Raw genomic sequence first — 14,591 nt, 5'->3', positions numbered from 1 at the left:
GCGGCGCCCGATCCCCTCAGCCCCGTCGGAGCGATGCCGCCGATCATCTCCATCACCGGCCTGTCGAAGGTCTACGCCTCCGGCTTCCAGGCCCTCCGCTCCGTGAACCTCGAGATCCGGCGCGGCGAGATCTTCGCGCTCCTCGGGCCGAACGGGGCCGGCAAGACGACGCTGATCGGCATCGTCTGCGGCATCGTCAGCCCCACCGAGGGCCGCGTCACGGTGGACGGGCACGACATCCGGGCCGCCTACCGCAAGACCCGCCGGCTGATCGGCCTCGTGCCCCAGGAACTCACCACCGACGCCTTCGAGACGGTGTGGGCGACGGTGAGCTTCAGCCGCGGCCTGTTCGGGCTGAAGCCCGATCCGGGCCATGTCGAGCGCGTCCTGAAGGACCTCTCGCTGTGGGAGAAGCGCGACAGCCGGATCATGACCCTGTCCGGCGGCATGAAGCGGCGCGTGCTCATCGCCAAGGCGCTCTCGCACGAGCCGCAGGTGCTCTTCCTCGACGAGCCGACCGCCGGCGTCGACGTGGAACTGCGCCAGGACATGTGGCGCCTCGTGCGCCGCCTGCGCGACCAGGGCGTCACCGTGATCCTCACCACCCACTACATCGAGGAGGCCGAGGAGATGGCCGACCGGGTGGGCGTGATCCGCCGCGGCGAGATCATCCTCGTCGAGGAGAAGGCCGAGCTGATGCGCAAGCTCGGCAGGAAGCAGCTCACCCTCCAGCTCCAGTCGCCCCTCGACGCGCTGCCCCCGGCGCTCGCCGTCCACCGCCTCGACCTCTCGGCGGACGGGTCCGAACTCACCTACACGTACGACAGCCAGGGCGAGCGCACCGGCATCACCGCGCTGCTGACGGACCTGCGCGCCGCCGGCCTGCGCTTCCGCGACCTCCAGACCCGGCAATCCTCGCTGGAGGACATCTTCGTCGACCTCGTGAAGGAGCGCGCATGAACTGGCCGGCGGTCCGCGCCATCTACCTGTTCGAGATGGCCCGCGCGTGGCGCACGCTGCTGCAGAGCCTCGTCGCCCCGGTGATCTCGACCTCGCTCTACTTCGTGGTCTTCGGCGCGGCCATCGGCTCCCGGCTGACGGTCGTGGAGGGCGTGCCCTACGGCGCCTTCATCGTGCCGGGGCTGATCATGCTCTCGCTCCTCACGCAGAGCATCGCCAACGCCTCGTTCGGCATCTACTTCCCGCGCTTCTCCGGCACGATCTACGAGATCCTCTCGGCGCCGATCTCGCCGGTCGAGATCGTGATCGGCTATGTCGGCGCGGCGGCCTCGAAGTCGATCGTCCTCGGGCTCGTCATCCTGGCGACCGCCGCGCTGTTCGTGCCGCTGCGCATCGAGCACCCGCTCTGGATGGCGCTCTTTCTCGTCCTCACCGCCGTCACCTTCAGCCTGTTCGGCTTCGTCATCGGCCTGTGGGCCGACGGGTTCGAGAAGCTGCAGCTCGTCCCGCTCCTCATCGTGACGCCGCTCACCTTCCTGGGCGGCAGCTTCTACTCCATCGACATGCTGCCCCCGGTGTGGCGGGCGATCAGCCTGCTCAACCCGGTGGTCTACCTCGTCAGCGGCTTCCGCTGGAGCTTCTACGGCCAGGGCGACGTCGCGGTGGGCGTGAGCCTCGCGATGGCCTTCCTCTTCCTCCTGATCTGCCTCGGCCTCGTCACCTGGATGTTCCGCACCGGCTACCGGCTGAAGACCTGACGACCCGCGGCGCGCGGGATCGCGTCCCGGAACTTCGGCCGCGGCAGGGGGGTTGCGTCCCGAGACCGACGGAGGCCCGCATGACCGACCTGCGCCACGCCGCCGTGGTGATCACCGGCGCATCGAGCGGCATCGGCCGGGCGACGGCGCTCGCCTTCGCCCGGCGGGGCGCCCGCGTGATCCTCGCCGCGCGCCGCCGCGAGGCCCTGGAGGATCTCGCCCGCGAGTGCCGGTCGCTGGGCGGGAACGCCGCGGCGGTGCCGACCGACGTGACCGATCCGGCCGCCGTCGAGGCCCTGGCCCGGGCGGCGAACGACGCCTTCGGGGGGATCGATGTCTGGATCAACAATGCCGGCACCGGCGTGTTCGGCCCGTTCCAGGACGCGCCCCTCGACCTGCACCGCATCACCGTCGCGGTGAACCTGCTCGGCGGGATGTACGGCGCCTACGCGGTGCTGCCGACCTTCCTGCGCCAGGGGCACGGCACGCTCATCACCAACATCTCGCTCGGCGGCTGGGCGCCCGCGCCCTTCGCGGCGGCCTACACGGCGAGCAAGTTCGGCCTGCGCGGCTTCACCGCGAGCCTGCGCCAGGAACTGCGCCGCCACCCGCACATCCACGTCTGCTCGGTCTTCCCGGCCATGATCGACACGCCGGGGCTGGAGCACGGGGCCAATGTGTCGGGCCGCGCCATCGACACCGGGCCGCTGGTCTACGCCCCCGAGGACGTGGCCGAGACCTTCGTGCATCTCGCCCGCCACCCGCACGACGAGGTGGCGGTGGGCTGGCCCGCGCGCCTCGCGCAGGCCGCCTACGCGCTCGCCCCGGGACCGACCGAGCACCTCATGGGCGTGGCGATCCACCGCGCCCTCGACCGGGCGCATCCGGCGCCGGTGACGCACGGCGCCCTGCGCGCGCCGGTGGTGGAGCGGCCGCGCGCGAGCGGCGGCTGGCGCGCCCGCAAGGGCCTGCCCTCGGCCCGCACCCTGAGCACGCTCGGGGTCGCGGCCGGGGCCGCCGGGCTGATGCTGCTCGCCAGCACCCGGGCCGCGGCGCGGGGACGCTGACCGGCGCGGCGCTTGATTCGCCGGATCGGTGGTTTATGGGGCAGGAGGCCGACCTGACCTGACGGAAATGACCCACGATGAGCGAACTGAGCCGCTCGGAGCTTGACTACAGGCTTCGGCAGCAGTCGATTTTGTCCGCTTTCGGCGTCGAGGCGCTGCGGGCGGAGGATTTCGGCCGGCTCCTGCAGCGCGCGACCGAACTCTGCGCCGAGGGCATGGGCGCGCAGTTCTGCAAGGCCCTGGAGTACAAGCGCGACCAGGACCTGCTGCTCGTCGTGGCGGGCGTCGGCTGGGGGCCGGACGTGGTCGGGCAGGCGGTGGTCGGCGCCGACCTCGCCTCGCCCGCCGGCTTCGCCCTCAAGACCGGGCAGCCCGTGATCTCGAACCATCTCGAGAACGAGCAGCGCTTCCGCACGCCGCAGCTCATGGCCGACCACGGGGTGCGGCGGGCCGTCAACGTCATCATCCGCAACCGCGAGGGTGATTTCGGCGTGCTGGAGGTGGACGACACCCGCGAGGGCCAGTTCGACCCGGCCGACATCGCCTTCATGCAGGGGTTCGCCAACCTGCTCGGCGGCGCCATCGAGCGCCAGCGCGGGGAGGCGCGGGTGCAGGCCGCCCTGGAGCGGCAGGACCTGCTCACCCGCGAGATGAGCCACCGGGTGAAGAACAGCCTCGCGGTGGTGGCGAGCCTGCTCACGCTGCAGGGCCGGTCGACCGACAACGAGGACGTGCGGCGCGCGCTCGCCGACGCGCAGACCCGGGTGGCGGCGGTGGCGCAGGTCCACGACCAGCTCTGGCAGCAGCCCAACCTCGCGGCGATCGACATCGCCCCGTTCCTGACGACCCTGGTGGAACGCCTGGCCGAGAGCGCCCCGGCCCACGCCATCCGCTGCCGGATCGACCACCTGACGATGCCGGCCGACCTCGCCATCCCGCTCGGGCTGTTCGTCAACGAACTCGTCACCAACGCGATCAAGCACGCCTATCCGGGCGGGGGCGGCGAGATCCGGGTCGAGACGCGGGCGCGGCCGGACGGGGGCCTGTCGCTCATCGTGGCGGATGACGGCGTCGGCCTGCCGCCGGACTTCGACCTTTCGGGCGCGGCGCGCCGGAGCCTGGGGATGCGGGTGATCCGCGGCATGGCCCGCCAGATCGGCGGCACCCTGCGGGTCGAGGCCGCCGAGGCGCGGCAGGACCGCGGCAGCCGCTTCGCCCTCGACCTGCCGGCTCTCGCCTGAGGCGCCGCCCCCGCCGCTGGATCGGGAGGCCGTGATCTGGCATGCGCTCTTCGCGAGCCCGTCGCCACACGCAACCGGAGCGGGCGACGAGAGGACACCGGCATGCACCGTGAAACCGCCGCCCGCGGCCCGCTCGCGGGCGTCCGCATCGTCGAGTTCGCCGGGATCGGCCCCGGTCCCTTCGCGGCGATGCTGCTGGCGGATCTCGGCGCGGAGGTGATCCGGCTCGACCGTCCCGGCGGGGCCGACCCGTATTCCCGCACGGTGGTGGCGAGGGGACGGGCCAGCGTGACGGCGGACCTGAAGAACCCGGCCGACGTTGCGGCCGTCCTCGATCTCCTGGCGGGGGCCGACGCGCTGATCGAGGGTTTTCGCCCCGGCGTGATGGAGCGGCTCGGGCTCGGCCCCGACGCGGTGCTGGCGCGCAACCCGCGGCTCGTCTACGGCCGCATGACCGGATGGGGCCAGACCGGCCCGCTCGCCAAGGCGGCCGGGCACGACATCACCTACATCGCCCTCACGGGGGCGCTCGCGGCGATCGGACCCGCGGCGCAGCCGGTGCCGCCCCTCAACCTCGTCGGCGATTACGGCGGCGGCTCGCTCTACCTCGCGATGGGTCTGCTCGCCGCGCTGCTCTCGGCCCGGCGGACGGGCGAGGGGCAGGTGGTCGATTGCGCGGTCTGCGACGGGGCCGCCTCGCTGATGGCGATGTTCTGCGATCTGACCGCCCAGGGCCGCTGGCGGGACGGGCGCGCCGCCAATCTCCTCGACGGCGGCACCCCCTGGTACCGCACCTATGCGTGCGCCGACGGCGGCCACGTCGCGCTCGGTCCGCTGGAGCCGCACTTCTACGCCCGCTTCCTCGCCCTCGTCGGCCTCGCGGAGGAGCCGGACTGCCTGGAGCGCGACGACCCGGCGCGCTGGCCCGCCCTGCACCGCAGGCTCGAAGCCCTGTTCCTGACGCGGACGCGGGACGAATGGTGCCGGCTTCTGGAGGGCAGCGACGCCTGCGTCGCGCCCGTCCTCACCCTGTCGGAGGCGCCAAGCCACCCGCATCTCGCCGCGCGCGGCACCTTCGTGACCCATGACGGCACGGTGCAGCCCGCCCCTGCGCCTCGCTTCTCGCGCACGCCGGCCGCGATCGGCACCCCGGCGCCGGTCGCTTCCCTGGCCGAGGCCGTGGCGGCGTGGGGCGGGCCGCGCGACGGCTGAGGGGCGCTTGCCGCCGAGCCCCCGCGTCAGATCTCCAGGATCGCGTAGGGCTTCCCGTTCGGCTTCGGGATGTGCTTGGCGACGTTGTAGACCCGCGCCCCGCCGGGCGTGCGGCCCTCGTAGGCCCCGCGATGGGCGTGGCCGTGCACGACGGCGCTGACCTCGAAGCGGTCGATGATCTCGGCGAGGCGCGAGGAGCCGAGGAAGGGGAAGATCTCCGGCGGCTCGCCCGCCACCGTCTCGGCGATCGGCGCGTAGTGCAGCACCACCATGGCGCGCCGGCTCGCCACCTGCCGCATGGCGTTCTCCAGGCGCATTGCCTCGCGCACGCTCTCGGCCACCAGTGCCTTGATGGCGGGCTCGCCGAAGGAGCCGAGGGTGAAGCGCCCGAAGCCGCCGACGAAGCCCTTCACGCCGACGAAGCCGACGCCCTCGATCTCCACCGACTGGCCGTCGAGGAGCCGCACGCCCGCCTGGCGCAGGATGCGGCAGACCTCGTCCTGCGCGTCCGATTCGTAGTCGTGGTTGCCGAGCACGGCGACGACCGGGATCGCGCAGGCCCGCAGGTCCTCGGCCAGGATCTCGGCCTCGCGCGGCAGGCCGAGATCGGTGAGGTCGCCCGCCAGCACGAGCACGTCCGCCTCGCGCGAGATCTCGCCGAACAGGTCGCGGTGGGAGGCCGGTGCGTCCTGCTTCACGTGCAGGTCGCCGAGGGCCGCGACCTTGAGCGGTCCGGTGCGGTCAGCCATCGCGGTCGGGTCCTTCCGTCTCGTCGCGCCAGCCGCCCTCGCCCCCGAGGTCGGCATAGCCCCAGTCCTTGACGTCGATCTCGTAATCGATGCGCGAGAGCATCCGGCCGCGGCAGATCTTCATCTGCGGCGGGGGCAGGCGCCGCTGCTTGTCGAGGCGGTCGAGCAACTCGTCGAGGAGCCACGCCGGCACCACGTCCCGCTCGGTCGGATAGATCCAGCGGAAATTGAGAAGGTGCGTGAGCAGCAGCTCCCAGTGCTGTTCCATGTAGGCGAGCAGCCGCGCCCAGTCGATCTGCTCGTGGGCGCGCAGGATCGTGTGCGCCACGTCGGCCCCGTCGTAGCGGTGGCGGAGCTGGATGAAGGATTTCGACCAGACGAGTTCGGTCGGGCCGATGATGCGCACGGTGGTGCCGAACAGGTCGAGCTGGCGCGCATGGGCGAACCACGCCTCCGTCACTGGCGTGGCGCCGCTCGGCGAGGCGAAGATCACGTCGAAGAAATGGTCGCCCTTGAGGACCTTGCCGAGCCAGCGGTCGTCCTCGATCGCCACCGCGTAGCCGAGGTCCTGGAAATGGGCGAGGATGCGCGGGTAGTCGCCCGCCTTGCAGAAGACATCGAGGTCCTTGGTCTCGCGCACGATCCCCGTATAGGCGCTCACCGCATAGGTGCCGGCGAGCAGGAAGGGGATGCCGGAGGCCGCGAGCTGGCCGATCGCCTCGACGTAGAACGGCTCCGCCGCCGGGTGCTTGAGCGTCGGCGCGGCCTTCGCGTCGATCTGCGGCAGTCTCAGGGGGGACGGTGAGGTCATCGCGCGCCGCGTGCGGGACAGGAGACCACGCTCAACCGGGCTTGCCGGGGCGGGGTTCCGCGCCGCCCCCGGCGCAAGGGCTTCGGCGCAAGGGCCTCGGCCCGTTCGCTCATCGTCCGCGCGCTGTCCCCTTGGAGGGGCGCGTCGCGTCAGGCCGGTTCCCGGCGATCGTCCGGCTTGGGTCCGGTGTCCGCATCGTCCCGACGGATGACGCTGATGCTGCCGTCGCCCTCCAGCGAGGCAAGCCGCACGTGACCCGGGTCGTCGATCCCCTGCTGGCGAAGCTGACTCATCAGCTCGGCATGCGTGATCATCTGGCGGCGCATGTTCCGCCAGCAGATGCGCCCGTCCACCACGAGGGGCAGCCGCTTCGGCATGATGAGGCGTTCGAAGGCGGGGGAGCGGAAGGCGAGCCAGTCGATGCCGTAGTTCCAGCCGACGATCGTCAGCACCAGCAGGACGCCCTCGGTCAGCGACTTGTACTCGTTCGAGAACGCGTTCTGCGAGACGTCGGCGATCAGCACGATGACCAGCAGGTCGGCCAGGCTGACGGCGCCGGCTTGGCGCTGCATGACGAAGCGCATGATGAGGAAGAGGATGAGGTACATCAGGCTGCCGCGCAGGGCGATCTCCAGCAGGGAGTGCTCCGGCACGAACAGGGCTCGCCAGTCAGGCATCGGTCCTCCACCATCGCTCGACCGTCCCGGACGGCCCCGCGTTCGACCCACGGTCGCGCGGTCGGGCGCCGCAGGATCAAGGCCTCATCCGATGAGGGACGCACCCCCCACCGAGACCGAAGCGGTTCATACCAGCGCTCATTGGAAATGATCGCTGGTTCGGCTCTCGATTTTTCGCCAGATCTTTGATCTGGCGTCGAAGAATCGAGATATATCAACGGCCCGATGCGTCAGCATCTTGGGCCGCTGGCATCAATCCGATCCTTCGTCGGGAATGTTGAGCAGGGTGCCGCAGGCCTTGCAGTGCACCGCATCCGGCTCGTGCCGCTGCAGGCCGCAGGTGGGGCACGGAAAACGCACCTTGTAGGGCCGGAACAGGACCTGGGCGAGGCGCAGGAACAGCGTGACGCCGCAGATCATCACCACGACCGAGATCAGGCGGCCTCCCGTTCCCTGCAGGGTCACGTCGCCGTAGCCGGTCGTCGTCAGCGAGGTGACGGTGAAGTACAGCGCATCGACGTAGTTGCCGATGTTCGGATTCGAGCGGTGCTGGGTCGCATACACGATGCTCGTCATGACGAAGATGAACACCGCGAGGTTCACCACCGCGATGATCACCTCCTCGTTGCGGCGGAAGAACGGAAAGTCCACTCGCAGCCGGTCGAGCAGCTGGTAGGTCCGCAGCAGCCGCAGCGTGCGCAGGATGCGCAGGAAGCCGGCGCCTTCGCCGACGATCGGGGCCAGGAACGAGGCGATCGCCGCCAGATCCGCCCACGTCGTCGGCCGCAGGAACTCGCGCGCCGGCCGTGGGCAGATCGCCAGCCGCGAGAGGAAGTCGGACGCCACCGCGAGGCCGATCAGGACGTCGACGGCCTCGACCGCCGGCTGACGGGGCATGAACGAGGACACGACGATGAACAGGAGGGTGGCCAGATCGAAGGCGAGCAGGCCGTATCGAAAGCGGTGCGCGCGGTCGCTGTCCCCGTCGTAGAGCTCCTGCAGCCTCTCCCTCAGACTTGTCATGGGCACGCACGCTTCCGCCGCTCCGGGTCCGGGAGCATGAACGTTCCTCGGGTGCGGCGCGATCCGCCGCCGGGATGCGCCCGGCTTCCCCGCTCTCCGCGTCCCGATGCCGACGGGCCGCAAGCGGCCGTCGTCGGTCAGGCTCATCGGGTTCGGACTCTGCAGCCCGGACGGACAGGTCTCCCCGGGGCTGGGCTCGCGCGGTGGCGAGGGGCGTCACGGCGCGCGTCCGGTCGACCCACATCCGGGCGTCGCACCGCTCGAGCCGTTTGCCGGCCGTGTGGTCCTGGCGGCCGGTGGTGCATCGCCGCGGATCGGCGATGCCGGGACGGTCAAGCCGCGTCGGCGGTCTCGAAGGCGGTGATCCGCAGCTGGTAGCGGTCGCCCCAGAGCGCCTCGGCCCGCTCGTGCCACTCGCCATCGAAGCAGGAGCGGCAGGCCGCCTCGTTCTCCCAGATGCAGAGGCACAGCATCCGTCCGTCGCGGACGCCAATGTGGCGCGAGGTCAGCCCCCGCGTGATGCCGAACGAGGGGCACAGGTCCGGGCTCGACAGGCCCCGCTCGTTCTCGCCCTCGAACACGACCGGGCAATCGAGCATGGACAGCTGTTTGCTCATCGTGGCGTTCTCCCGACCTCTTATCGTTGATCCTCTTGGCTTATTTTCTGGTATGTCAGGAAGCTACGTCGGGATCGGGCGGTGGGCAATCACAAGAATCCGAAACCCCCGACGTCCGCTCCGGGGCCGCCATCGAAGACCGATGGATCTCACGAACGACGATCCCGGCGCTTGGCCAAGCGCCGGGATCGCGAGGAGTCGGTAGCCGCGTGGCCCGGCTCAGGGCACGGATCGGCTCAGTGGGCGTTGGCCGGGACGGTGCCGTTGGCGGCGTGGTGGCGGATCAGCATCGGCCGCAGCACCGTGATCGCCAGCGTCGCGGCGATCAGGTCCATGATCGCCACCGTGTACAGCACGGTCGCCCAGGTGCCCGTCGCCTGCATCAGGATGTTGCCCAGCGGCACCATCAGCGCCGCCAGACCCTTGGCGCAGTACAGCACCCCGTAGATCTTGCCGATATGCGCCGAGCCGAACGTGTCCGCGGCGGTGGCCGAGAACAGCGAGTACACCTCGCCCCAGGCCAGGAACACGATCCCGCTCAGGATCACGAACGCCCACGGATTGTGCCCGAAGTAGCCCAGCGCCACGATGCCCACGCCCTCCAGCGTGAAGGCGATGAACATCGTCTTCTCGCGCCCGATCCGGTCCGACACCCAGCCGAACAGCGGGCGCGAGATCCCGTTCATGATCCGGTCCAGCATCAGCGCGAAGGGCAGCGCCGCCATGGCGAAGAAGTACAGGTTCACCTGGAAGTTCTTCACCCCCAGATCCTGCGCGATCACGCCCAGCTGCGCCACCGCCATCAGGCCGCCGGTCACCGTGCAGGTGAACATCACCAGCATCACCCAGAAGACCTTGGTGCGCAGCGCCTCCGGCAGTGTGTAGTCGCGGCGCGACTGCAGCACCTTCGAGGAGTACGTCACCTCGCCCTTGGCCGGCGAGCGCAGCCCGATCGAGGCCAGGATGATCAGCGCGCCCTGGATCAGGCCGAAGATGAAGAAGGCCTTCTGGAAGCCGCCGTCGGCGATCATCGAGGCGATCGGCAGGATGGTGAGCGCCGAGCCGGCCCCGTAGCCGCCCGCGGTCAGGCCCACGGCGAGGCCGCGCCGGTCGGGGAACCACTTGAGCGCGTTGGCGATGCAGGTGGCGTAGACGCAGCCCACGCCGATGCCGCCGACCACCGCGCCGAGGTAGTAGCCGGTGAGCGACGTGGCGTAGGAGTTGATGATCCAGGCCAGACCGGTGAAGAAGCCGCCGGCCATGACGACGCGGCTGGGGCCGTAGCGGTCGATGAAGTGGCCCTCGATGGGGGTGAGCCAGGTCTGGGTGACGACGAAGATGGTGAAGGCGACCTGGATGGCGGCGCGGTCCCAGCCGAAGGTCTTCTGGATCTCGGGGACGAACAGGGTCCAGGCGTACTGGATGTTGGCGGCGGCCACCATGCAGACCACCCCGAGGGTGAGCTGGAGCCATCGCCCGGCGATGGGGGTGGCTTGCGCGCGCGATGCGGCAACGGAGGTCATGGGTCGGTTTCCTCACCTTGGTGGTCGCCCGTTCGGGCGATGATCGGCGGGCGCGCCGCACCAAGCGGCGCGCAGGCTCCCGCGTCGGCGCACGCGCCTCGCGTGCGCCGCGCCGAATCTGGTCGAATGAACTGTGGCGGCCCGCTCATGCCGCCGGTTTAAGGGGCCCGGACTGCGTGTCGACCCAGCCTCAAGGCGAAGACGACCGGCTGAAACTTGGCATGTGCGTCGCTCCTCCGTGCAAACTCGTTGTTGTTCTGCCACCGTCCAGCCGTGTCCGGCCGAAACCGCGCGGGCATCCCGCTGCTGCAGGATCGGCCCTGGCTCCGCCTTAGGTCGACGGTATACCAGGGCATGAGTGTGCTCTGAGGATCGTGCCCCTGTCAATGCGGGTTCTCGCGTCGGCCAGTCGTCGCGGCCGCGAATACCCGTATCCTTTTGCAGAGCCGCGATTCCCTGCGTGTCATCACCGACGCGATCGAACGAACGTTCGCCTGTCTTCGCCACCTCTACTTCGCACGTGCACACTCCCTGGGGGCCGGGAGAGACCCGGCTCGGCCCCGAGGCGAGGCAGATGGCGGCCGGGGATGGGAAGCCCCGTCCCGCCGCGAGCGGTCGGGAGGCGTGGGACGAGCGGCCGAATACCGCGCGTTAACCAAGACCTGCGCCCTCTGGGACAAGCGCAACCGGTGCGAGCCACAACCATGTTCCCTTTGGCAAGGCGCTCCGGCGCGGCCGCCACGCTCGACGCGGTCGAGCGGTCCCAGGCGACCATCGCCTTCGCGCTCGACGGCACGATCCTCGAGGCCAATACCCGCTTCCTCGGGCTGACGGGGTACGGCCTCGACGAGATCCGGGGCCGGCACCACCGGGTGTTCGTCGACCCGGCCGAGGCGGCGAGCCGGGACTACGAGGCGTTCTGGGAGCGGCTGCGCCGGGGTGAGACCGACAGCGGGGAGTACAGGCGCGTGGCCAAGGGCGGGCGCGAGGTCTGGTTGCGCGCCACCTACACGCCGGTGCTCGATGCCAGGGGACGGCCGGTCCGGATCCTCAAGGTCGCGCTCGACATCACGGCCGAGAAGCAGGCCGCGGTCGAGACGGCCGGCCAGATCGCCGCCATCCACCGCTCCCAGGCCGTCATCCGGTTCGCCCTCGACGGAACGATCGAGGACGCCAACGCCCATTTCCTCGCGGCGATGGGCTATTCCCTCGACGAGATCCGGGGGCGGCACCACAGCCTGTTCGTGGACGAGGCGGACGCCGCCTCGGCCGAGTACCGCGCGTTCTGGGAGAGCCTGGCCCGCGGCGAGTACCGGGCGGGCGAGTTCAGGCGGCTGGCCAAGGGCGGGCGGGAGGTCTGGATCCAGGCCACCTACAACCCGATCCTCGATTCGGCCGGACGCCCCCTCACGGTCATCAAGTACGCCAGCGACATCACGGCGGCCAAGCAGCTCGCCGCCGAGATGGCCGGCACGATCGAGGCCGCCCGGCGCTCGCAGGCGGTAATCGAGTTCGACATGAACGGCGTCATCCTGGATGCCAACGACAACTTCCTGACGGTGCTCGGCTATTCCCTCGATGAGATCCGGGGCCGACATCACCGCCTGTTCGTCTCGCCGGCCTATGCCGAGAGCCGGGCCTACGCCGCCTTCTGGGAGAACCTGCGTGCCGGCCGGTTCTCCTCGGCGATCTACCCGCGCCTGGCCAAGGGCGGGCGGGAAGTCTGGATCCAGGCCACCTACAACCCGGTGCTCGACCCGAGCGGCCGGCCCTGCAAGGTCGTCAAGCTCGCCACCGACGTGACGCACAGCATGGCAGTCCGGGCGCGGGCGATCGCGGCGGCCGAGCACACCCTCGGCCGGGTGCAGGCGGTCGCCCGTGCCTCGGAGGAGATGCACACCACCTCCGTGTCGATCGCGGCCCAGATGGGGCAGTCGCGGCAGGCCGTCGGCGAGATCTCGGAGCGCATGGAAACAGCTGCCGCCGCCACCGCCAAGCTCGACCATGCGGCGCAGTCGATGAACGGCGTGGTCGAGGCGATCACGCTGATCGCCGAGCAGATCAACCTGCTGGCGCTCAACGCCACGATCGAGGCGGCGCGGGCGGGCGAGGCGGGCCGTGGCTTCGCGGTGGTGGCCGCCGAGGTGAAGAACCTCGCCGGGCAGGCGCAGGCCGCGACGGGCCGGATCTCCGGGGAGATCGGCGCCATGCAGGCGGTGTCGCGGGAGGTCACCGACACCCTGGCGTCGATCCGCGCCGCGGTCGGCGCCGTCCAGGGCTTCATCGCGCAGACGACCTCGGCGAGCGAGCAGCAGCGCAGCACCACCGGCGAGGTCAGCGCCACCGTCCAGACCACCGCCGCCGGGGTGGCGGAGATCGCGCGCAGCCTGGATGCGTGGCTGGTCGGCGTCGAGGAGCGGCGCACCGACGAGCGGATCCGCACCTCGATCCCGGCCGAGATCGAGATGGCGCGGCCGGCCGGCGGGACGGTCCGGCTGCCGTGCATCATCCTCAACCTCTCGGCATCGGGCGCCAAGCTCGCCGTCGATGCCGCGACGCAGGTGCCGGACACGTTCGTGCTGGAGGCCGACGGCCATCCCGCGCGCCCCTGCCGCGTGATGCGTCGGCTCGGGGGCGAGCTGGGCGTCCGGTTCACGGGCTGACCGCGCCGGGTCGCGGCACGCGGACGCTCCGTCCGCCCCGCGTCAGAGATAGCTCCAGCCCGGCCACCGGCCGCGGCGCTTCAGCCGCACCATCCCGCGGCAGGCCGCATACAGGGGCAGGCTGAGGACGGCGGCGATCAGCCAGAGCTGCGCGGGCGAGCCGGCCTCGATCCGGCCCGAGGGGCCGGCGGGAACGAGGAGCCCGGCGCCGTCGTAGATCAGGCGCAGCAGCATCAGGTGCAGCAGGTAGAAGAACAGCGGCGCGCCGCCGAAGGTGCGCAGCCAGCCGAGACAGGCGGGCGGCAGCGCCTCGAACAGCGCCAGCAGCACGAGCCCCAGGCCGAGCGTGAGCAGCAGGAAATCCGCCGAGGGCGGGTACTTCGTCAGGTTGACGAAGGACAGCAGCGTGGCGCCCGCGCTCGCGCCGGGCTGCCAGGGCACGGGGTCGCCGTAGCCGTTGAGGCCCCGCAGCACGAGGAACGCGGCGAGCGCGGCCCCGCCGAGGGCCAGGAGCCGGCGGCGCAGCCCGGCCTCGGCGCCCTGCTGCTGCGCGAAGAGCGGCCCGAGCGCGTAGCCCGCACAGACGACGCCGATCCACGGCAGGACCGGATAGGAGGTGCGCGCCACGCCCCAGGGCAGGGGGAGGAGCCCGCGCTGGTGCAGGATCGACCACAGGGCGTAACCCGCCTCGTCCGGCGCGACCCGGATCCCGTCGAGGAGGTTGTGCCCGAGCATGATGCCCAGCGCGACGAGGACGAGGCCGGCCCGCGGCAGCCAGAGCAGGCCGGCGAGCGCCACCATGCTGAGGCCGATCGCCCAGATCACCTGCAGGTAGAGGACCGGCGGCAGCAGGCTGCGGGTCCAGGCGAGGTTCACCAGCGTCACCTCCAGCAGGATCAGCAGGAACCCGCGCTTGAGCAGGAAGGCGCAGGCCGCGCTGCGGCTGCCGTGCTTGTCCGCATAGAGGCGCGCCGACAGGCCCGTGAGCAGGATGAAGACCGGCGCGCAGAGATGCGAGGCCGCCCGGGTCAGGAAGAGGCCGGCCGGCGTGACGGACAGGTCCACCGGATCGCGGACCTGGGCGTGGAGGAAGAAGAACTCCCGCACGTGGTCGACGAGCATCAGCAGCATGACGAGCCCGCGCAGGGCGTCGATCGCGCCGATGCGGGCGGGCTGTCCGGGCCGGTGCGGCAGGCCGGCCGGGACGGAGCGATCGGGGCGCGCACGCACGGGCGCGAGGGCTCCGGGTCCGTCGTCCGCCGCCGGTCTCATGCCGGCCAGACCGCGAAG

Annotated in this window: 13 protein-coding genes; 6 read left to right on the top strand and 7 right to left on the bottom strand. The window is 71.0% G+C overall.

What is annotated here, in order from left to right:
• Positions 1-33: 33 nt before the first annotated feature.
• From MFF61_RS15180 to MFF61_RS15160, 5 genes are all read left to right on the top strand, one after another.
• Positions 34-960 carry an ABC transporter ATP-binding protein gene (locus tag MFF61_RS15180; RefSeq protein WP_238236030.1) on the top strand — a complete coding sequence of 309 codons (927 nt, stop codon included), beginning with the start codon at positions 34-36 and terminating at the stop codon, positions 958-960.
• Positions 957-1,718, top strand: coding sequence for an ABC transporter permease (locus tag MFF61_RS15175; RefSeq protein WP_238235903.1), 762 nt, complete (start codon positions 957-959; stop codon positions 1,716-1,718). Before MFF61_RS15180 ends, MFF61_RS15175 begins: the two co-directional genes overlap by 4 nt.
• A gap of 80 nt (positions 1,719-1,798) precedes the next feature.
• On the top strand, positions 1,799-2,785 hold the full coding sequence (locus MFF61_RS15170) for an SDR family oxidoreductase (RefSeq protein WP_238235902.1): 987 nt from the start codon (positions 1,799-1,801) through the stop codon (positions 2,783-2,785).
• Between the two features lie 77 nt (positions 2,786-2,862).
• On the top strand, positions 2,863-4,026 hold the full coding sequence (locus MFF61_RS15165) for a sensor histidine kinase (RefSeq protein ID WP_238235901.1): 1,164 nt from the start codon (positions 2,863-2,865) through the stop codon (positions 4,024-4,026).
• A gap of 102 nt (positions 4,027-4,128) precedes the next feature.
• Positions 4,129-5,238, top strand: coding sequence for a CaiB/BaiF CoA transferase family protein (locus MFF61_RS15160; protein WP_238235900.1), 1,110 nt, complete (start codon positions 4,129-4,131; stop codon positions 5,236-5,238).
• Positions 5,239-5,264: 26 nt separating this feature from the next.
• Here the strand turns inward: MFF61_RS15160 and MFF61_RS15155 are convergent, their stop codons facing one another.
• From MFF61_RS15155 to oxlT, 6 genes are all read right to left on the bottom strand, one after another.
• On the bottom strand, positions 5,265-5,987 hold the full coding sequence (locus MFF61_RS15155; RefSeq protein WP_238235899.1) for a metallophosphoesterase family protein: 723 nt from the start codon (positions 5,985-5,987) through the stop codon (positions 5,265-5,267).
• On the bottom strand, positions 5,980-6,798 hold the full coding sequence (locus tag MFF61_RS15150; protein ID WP_238235898.1) for a nucleotidyltransferase family protein: 819 nt from the start codon (positions 6,796-6,798) through the stop codon (positions 5,980-5,982). The genes MFF61_RS15155 and MFF61_RS15150 overlap by 8 nt, the downstream gene beginning before the upstream one ends.
• A 149-nt stretch (positions 6,799-6,947) precedes the next feature.
• Entirely contained in the window at positions 6,948-7,475 is a 528-nt protein-coding gene (locus tag MFF61_RS15145) for a DUF421 domain-containing protein (protein WP_238235897.1), read from the bottom strand.
• Positions 7,476-7,727: 252 nt separating this feature from the next.
• Positions 7,728-8,498, bottom strand: coding sequence for a potassium channel family protein (locus MFF61_RS15140; protein ID WP_238235896.1), 771 nt, complete (start codon positions 8,496-8,498; stop codon positions 7,728-7,730).
• Between the two features lie 332 nt (positions 8,499-8,830).
• Positions 8,831-9,115: a hypothetical protein gene (locus MFF61_RS15135; RefSeq protein WP_238235895.1), complete on the bottom strand. Its 285-nt coding sequence runs from the start codon at positions 9,113-9,115 to the stop codon at positions 8,831-8,833.
• A 236-nt stretch (positions 9,116-9,351) separates the two neighbouring features.
• Positions 9,352-10,638, bottom strand: coding sequence for an oxalate/formate MFS antiporter (gene oxlT / locus MFF61_RS15130; RefSeq protein ID WP_283206003.1), 1,287 nt, complete (start codon positions 10,636-10,638; stop codon positions 9,352-9,354).
• 704 nt (positions 10,639-11,342) lie between these two features.
• On the opposite strand from oxlT, the gene MFF61_RS15125 reads away from it, so the two are divergent.
• On the top strand, positions 11,343-13,301 hold the full coding sequence (locus MFF61_RS15125; RefSeq protein WP_238235894.1) for a methyl-accepting chemotaxis protein: 1,959 nt from the start codon (positions 11,343-11,345) through the stop codon (positions 13,299-13,301).
• Between the two features lie 42 nt (positions 13,302-13,343).
• Here the strand turns inward: MFF61_RS15125 and MFF61_RS15120 are convergent, their stop codons facing one another.
• Positions 13,344-14,531, bottom strand: coding sequence for an acetyltransferase domain-containing protein (locus MFF61_RS15120; protein WP_373324706.1), 1,188 nt, complete (start codon positions 14,529-14,531; stop codon positions 13,344-13,346).
• Positions 14,532-14,591 lie beyond the last annotated feature (60 nt).

The organism is Methylobacterium isbiliense (assembly GCF_022179325.1).
Taxonomy (GTDB): Bacteria; Pseudomonadota; Alphaproteobacteria; order Rhizobiales; family Beijerinckiaceae; genus Methylobacterium; species Methylobacterium isbiliense.
Note: the sequence above shows the minus strand (reverse complement) of the source record. Positions and strands in the feature narration are given on the sequence as shown.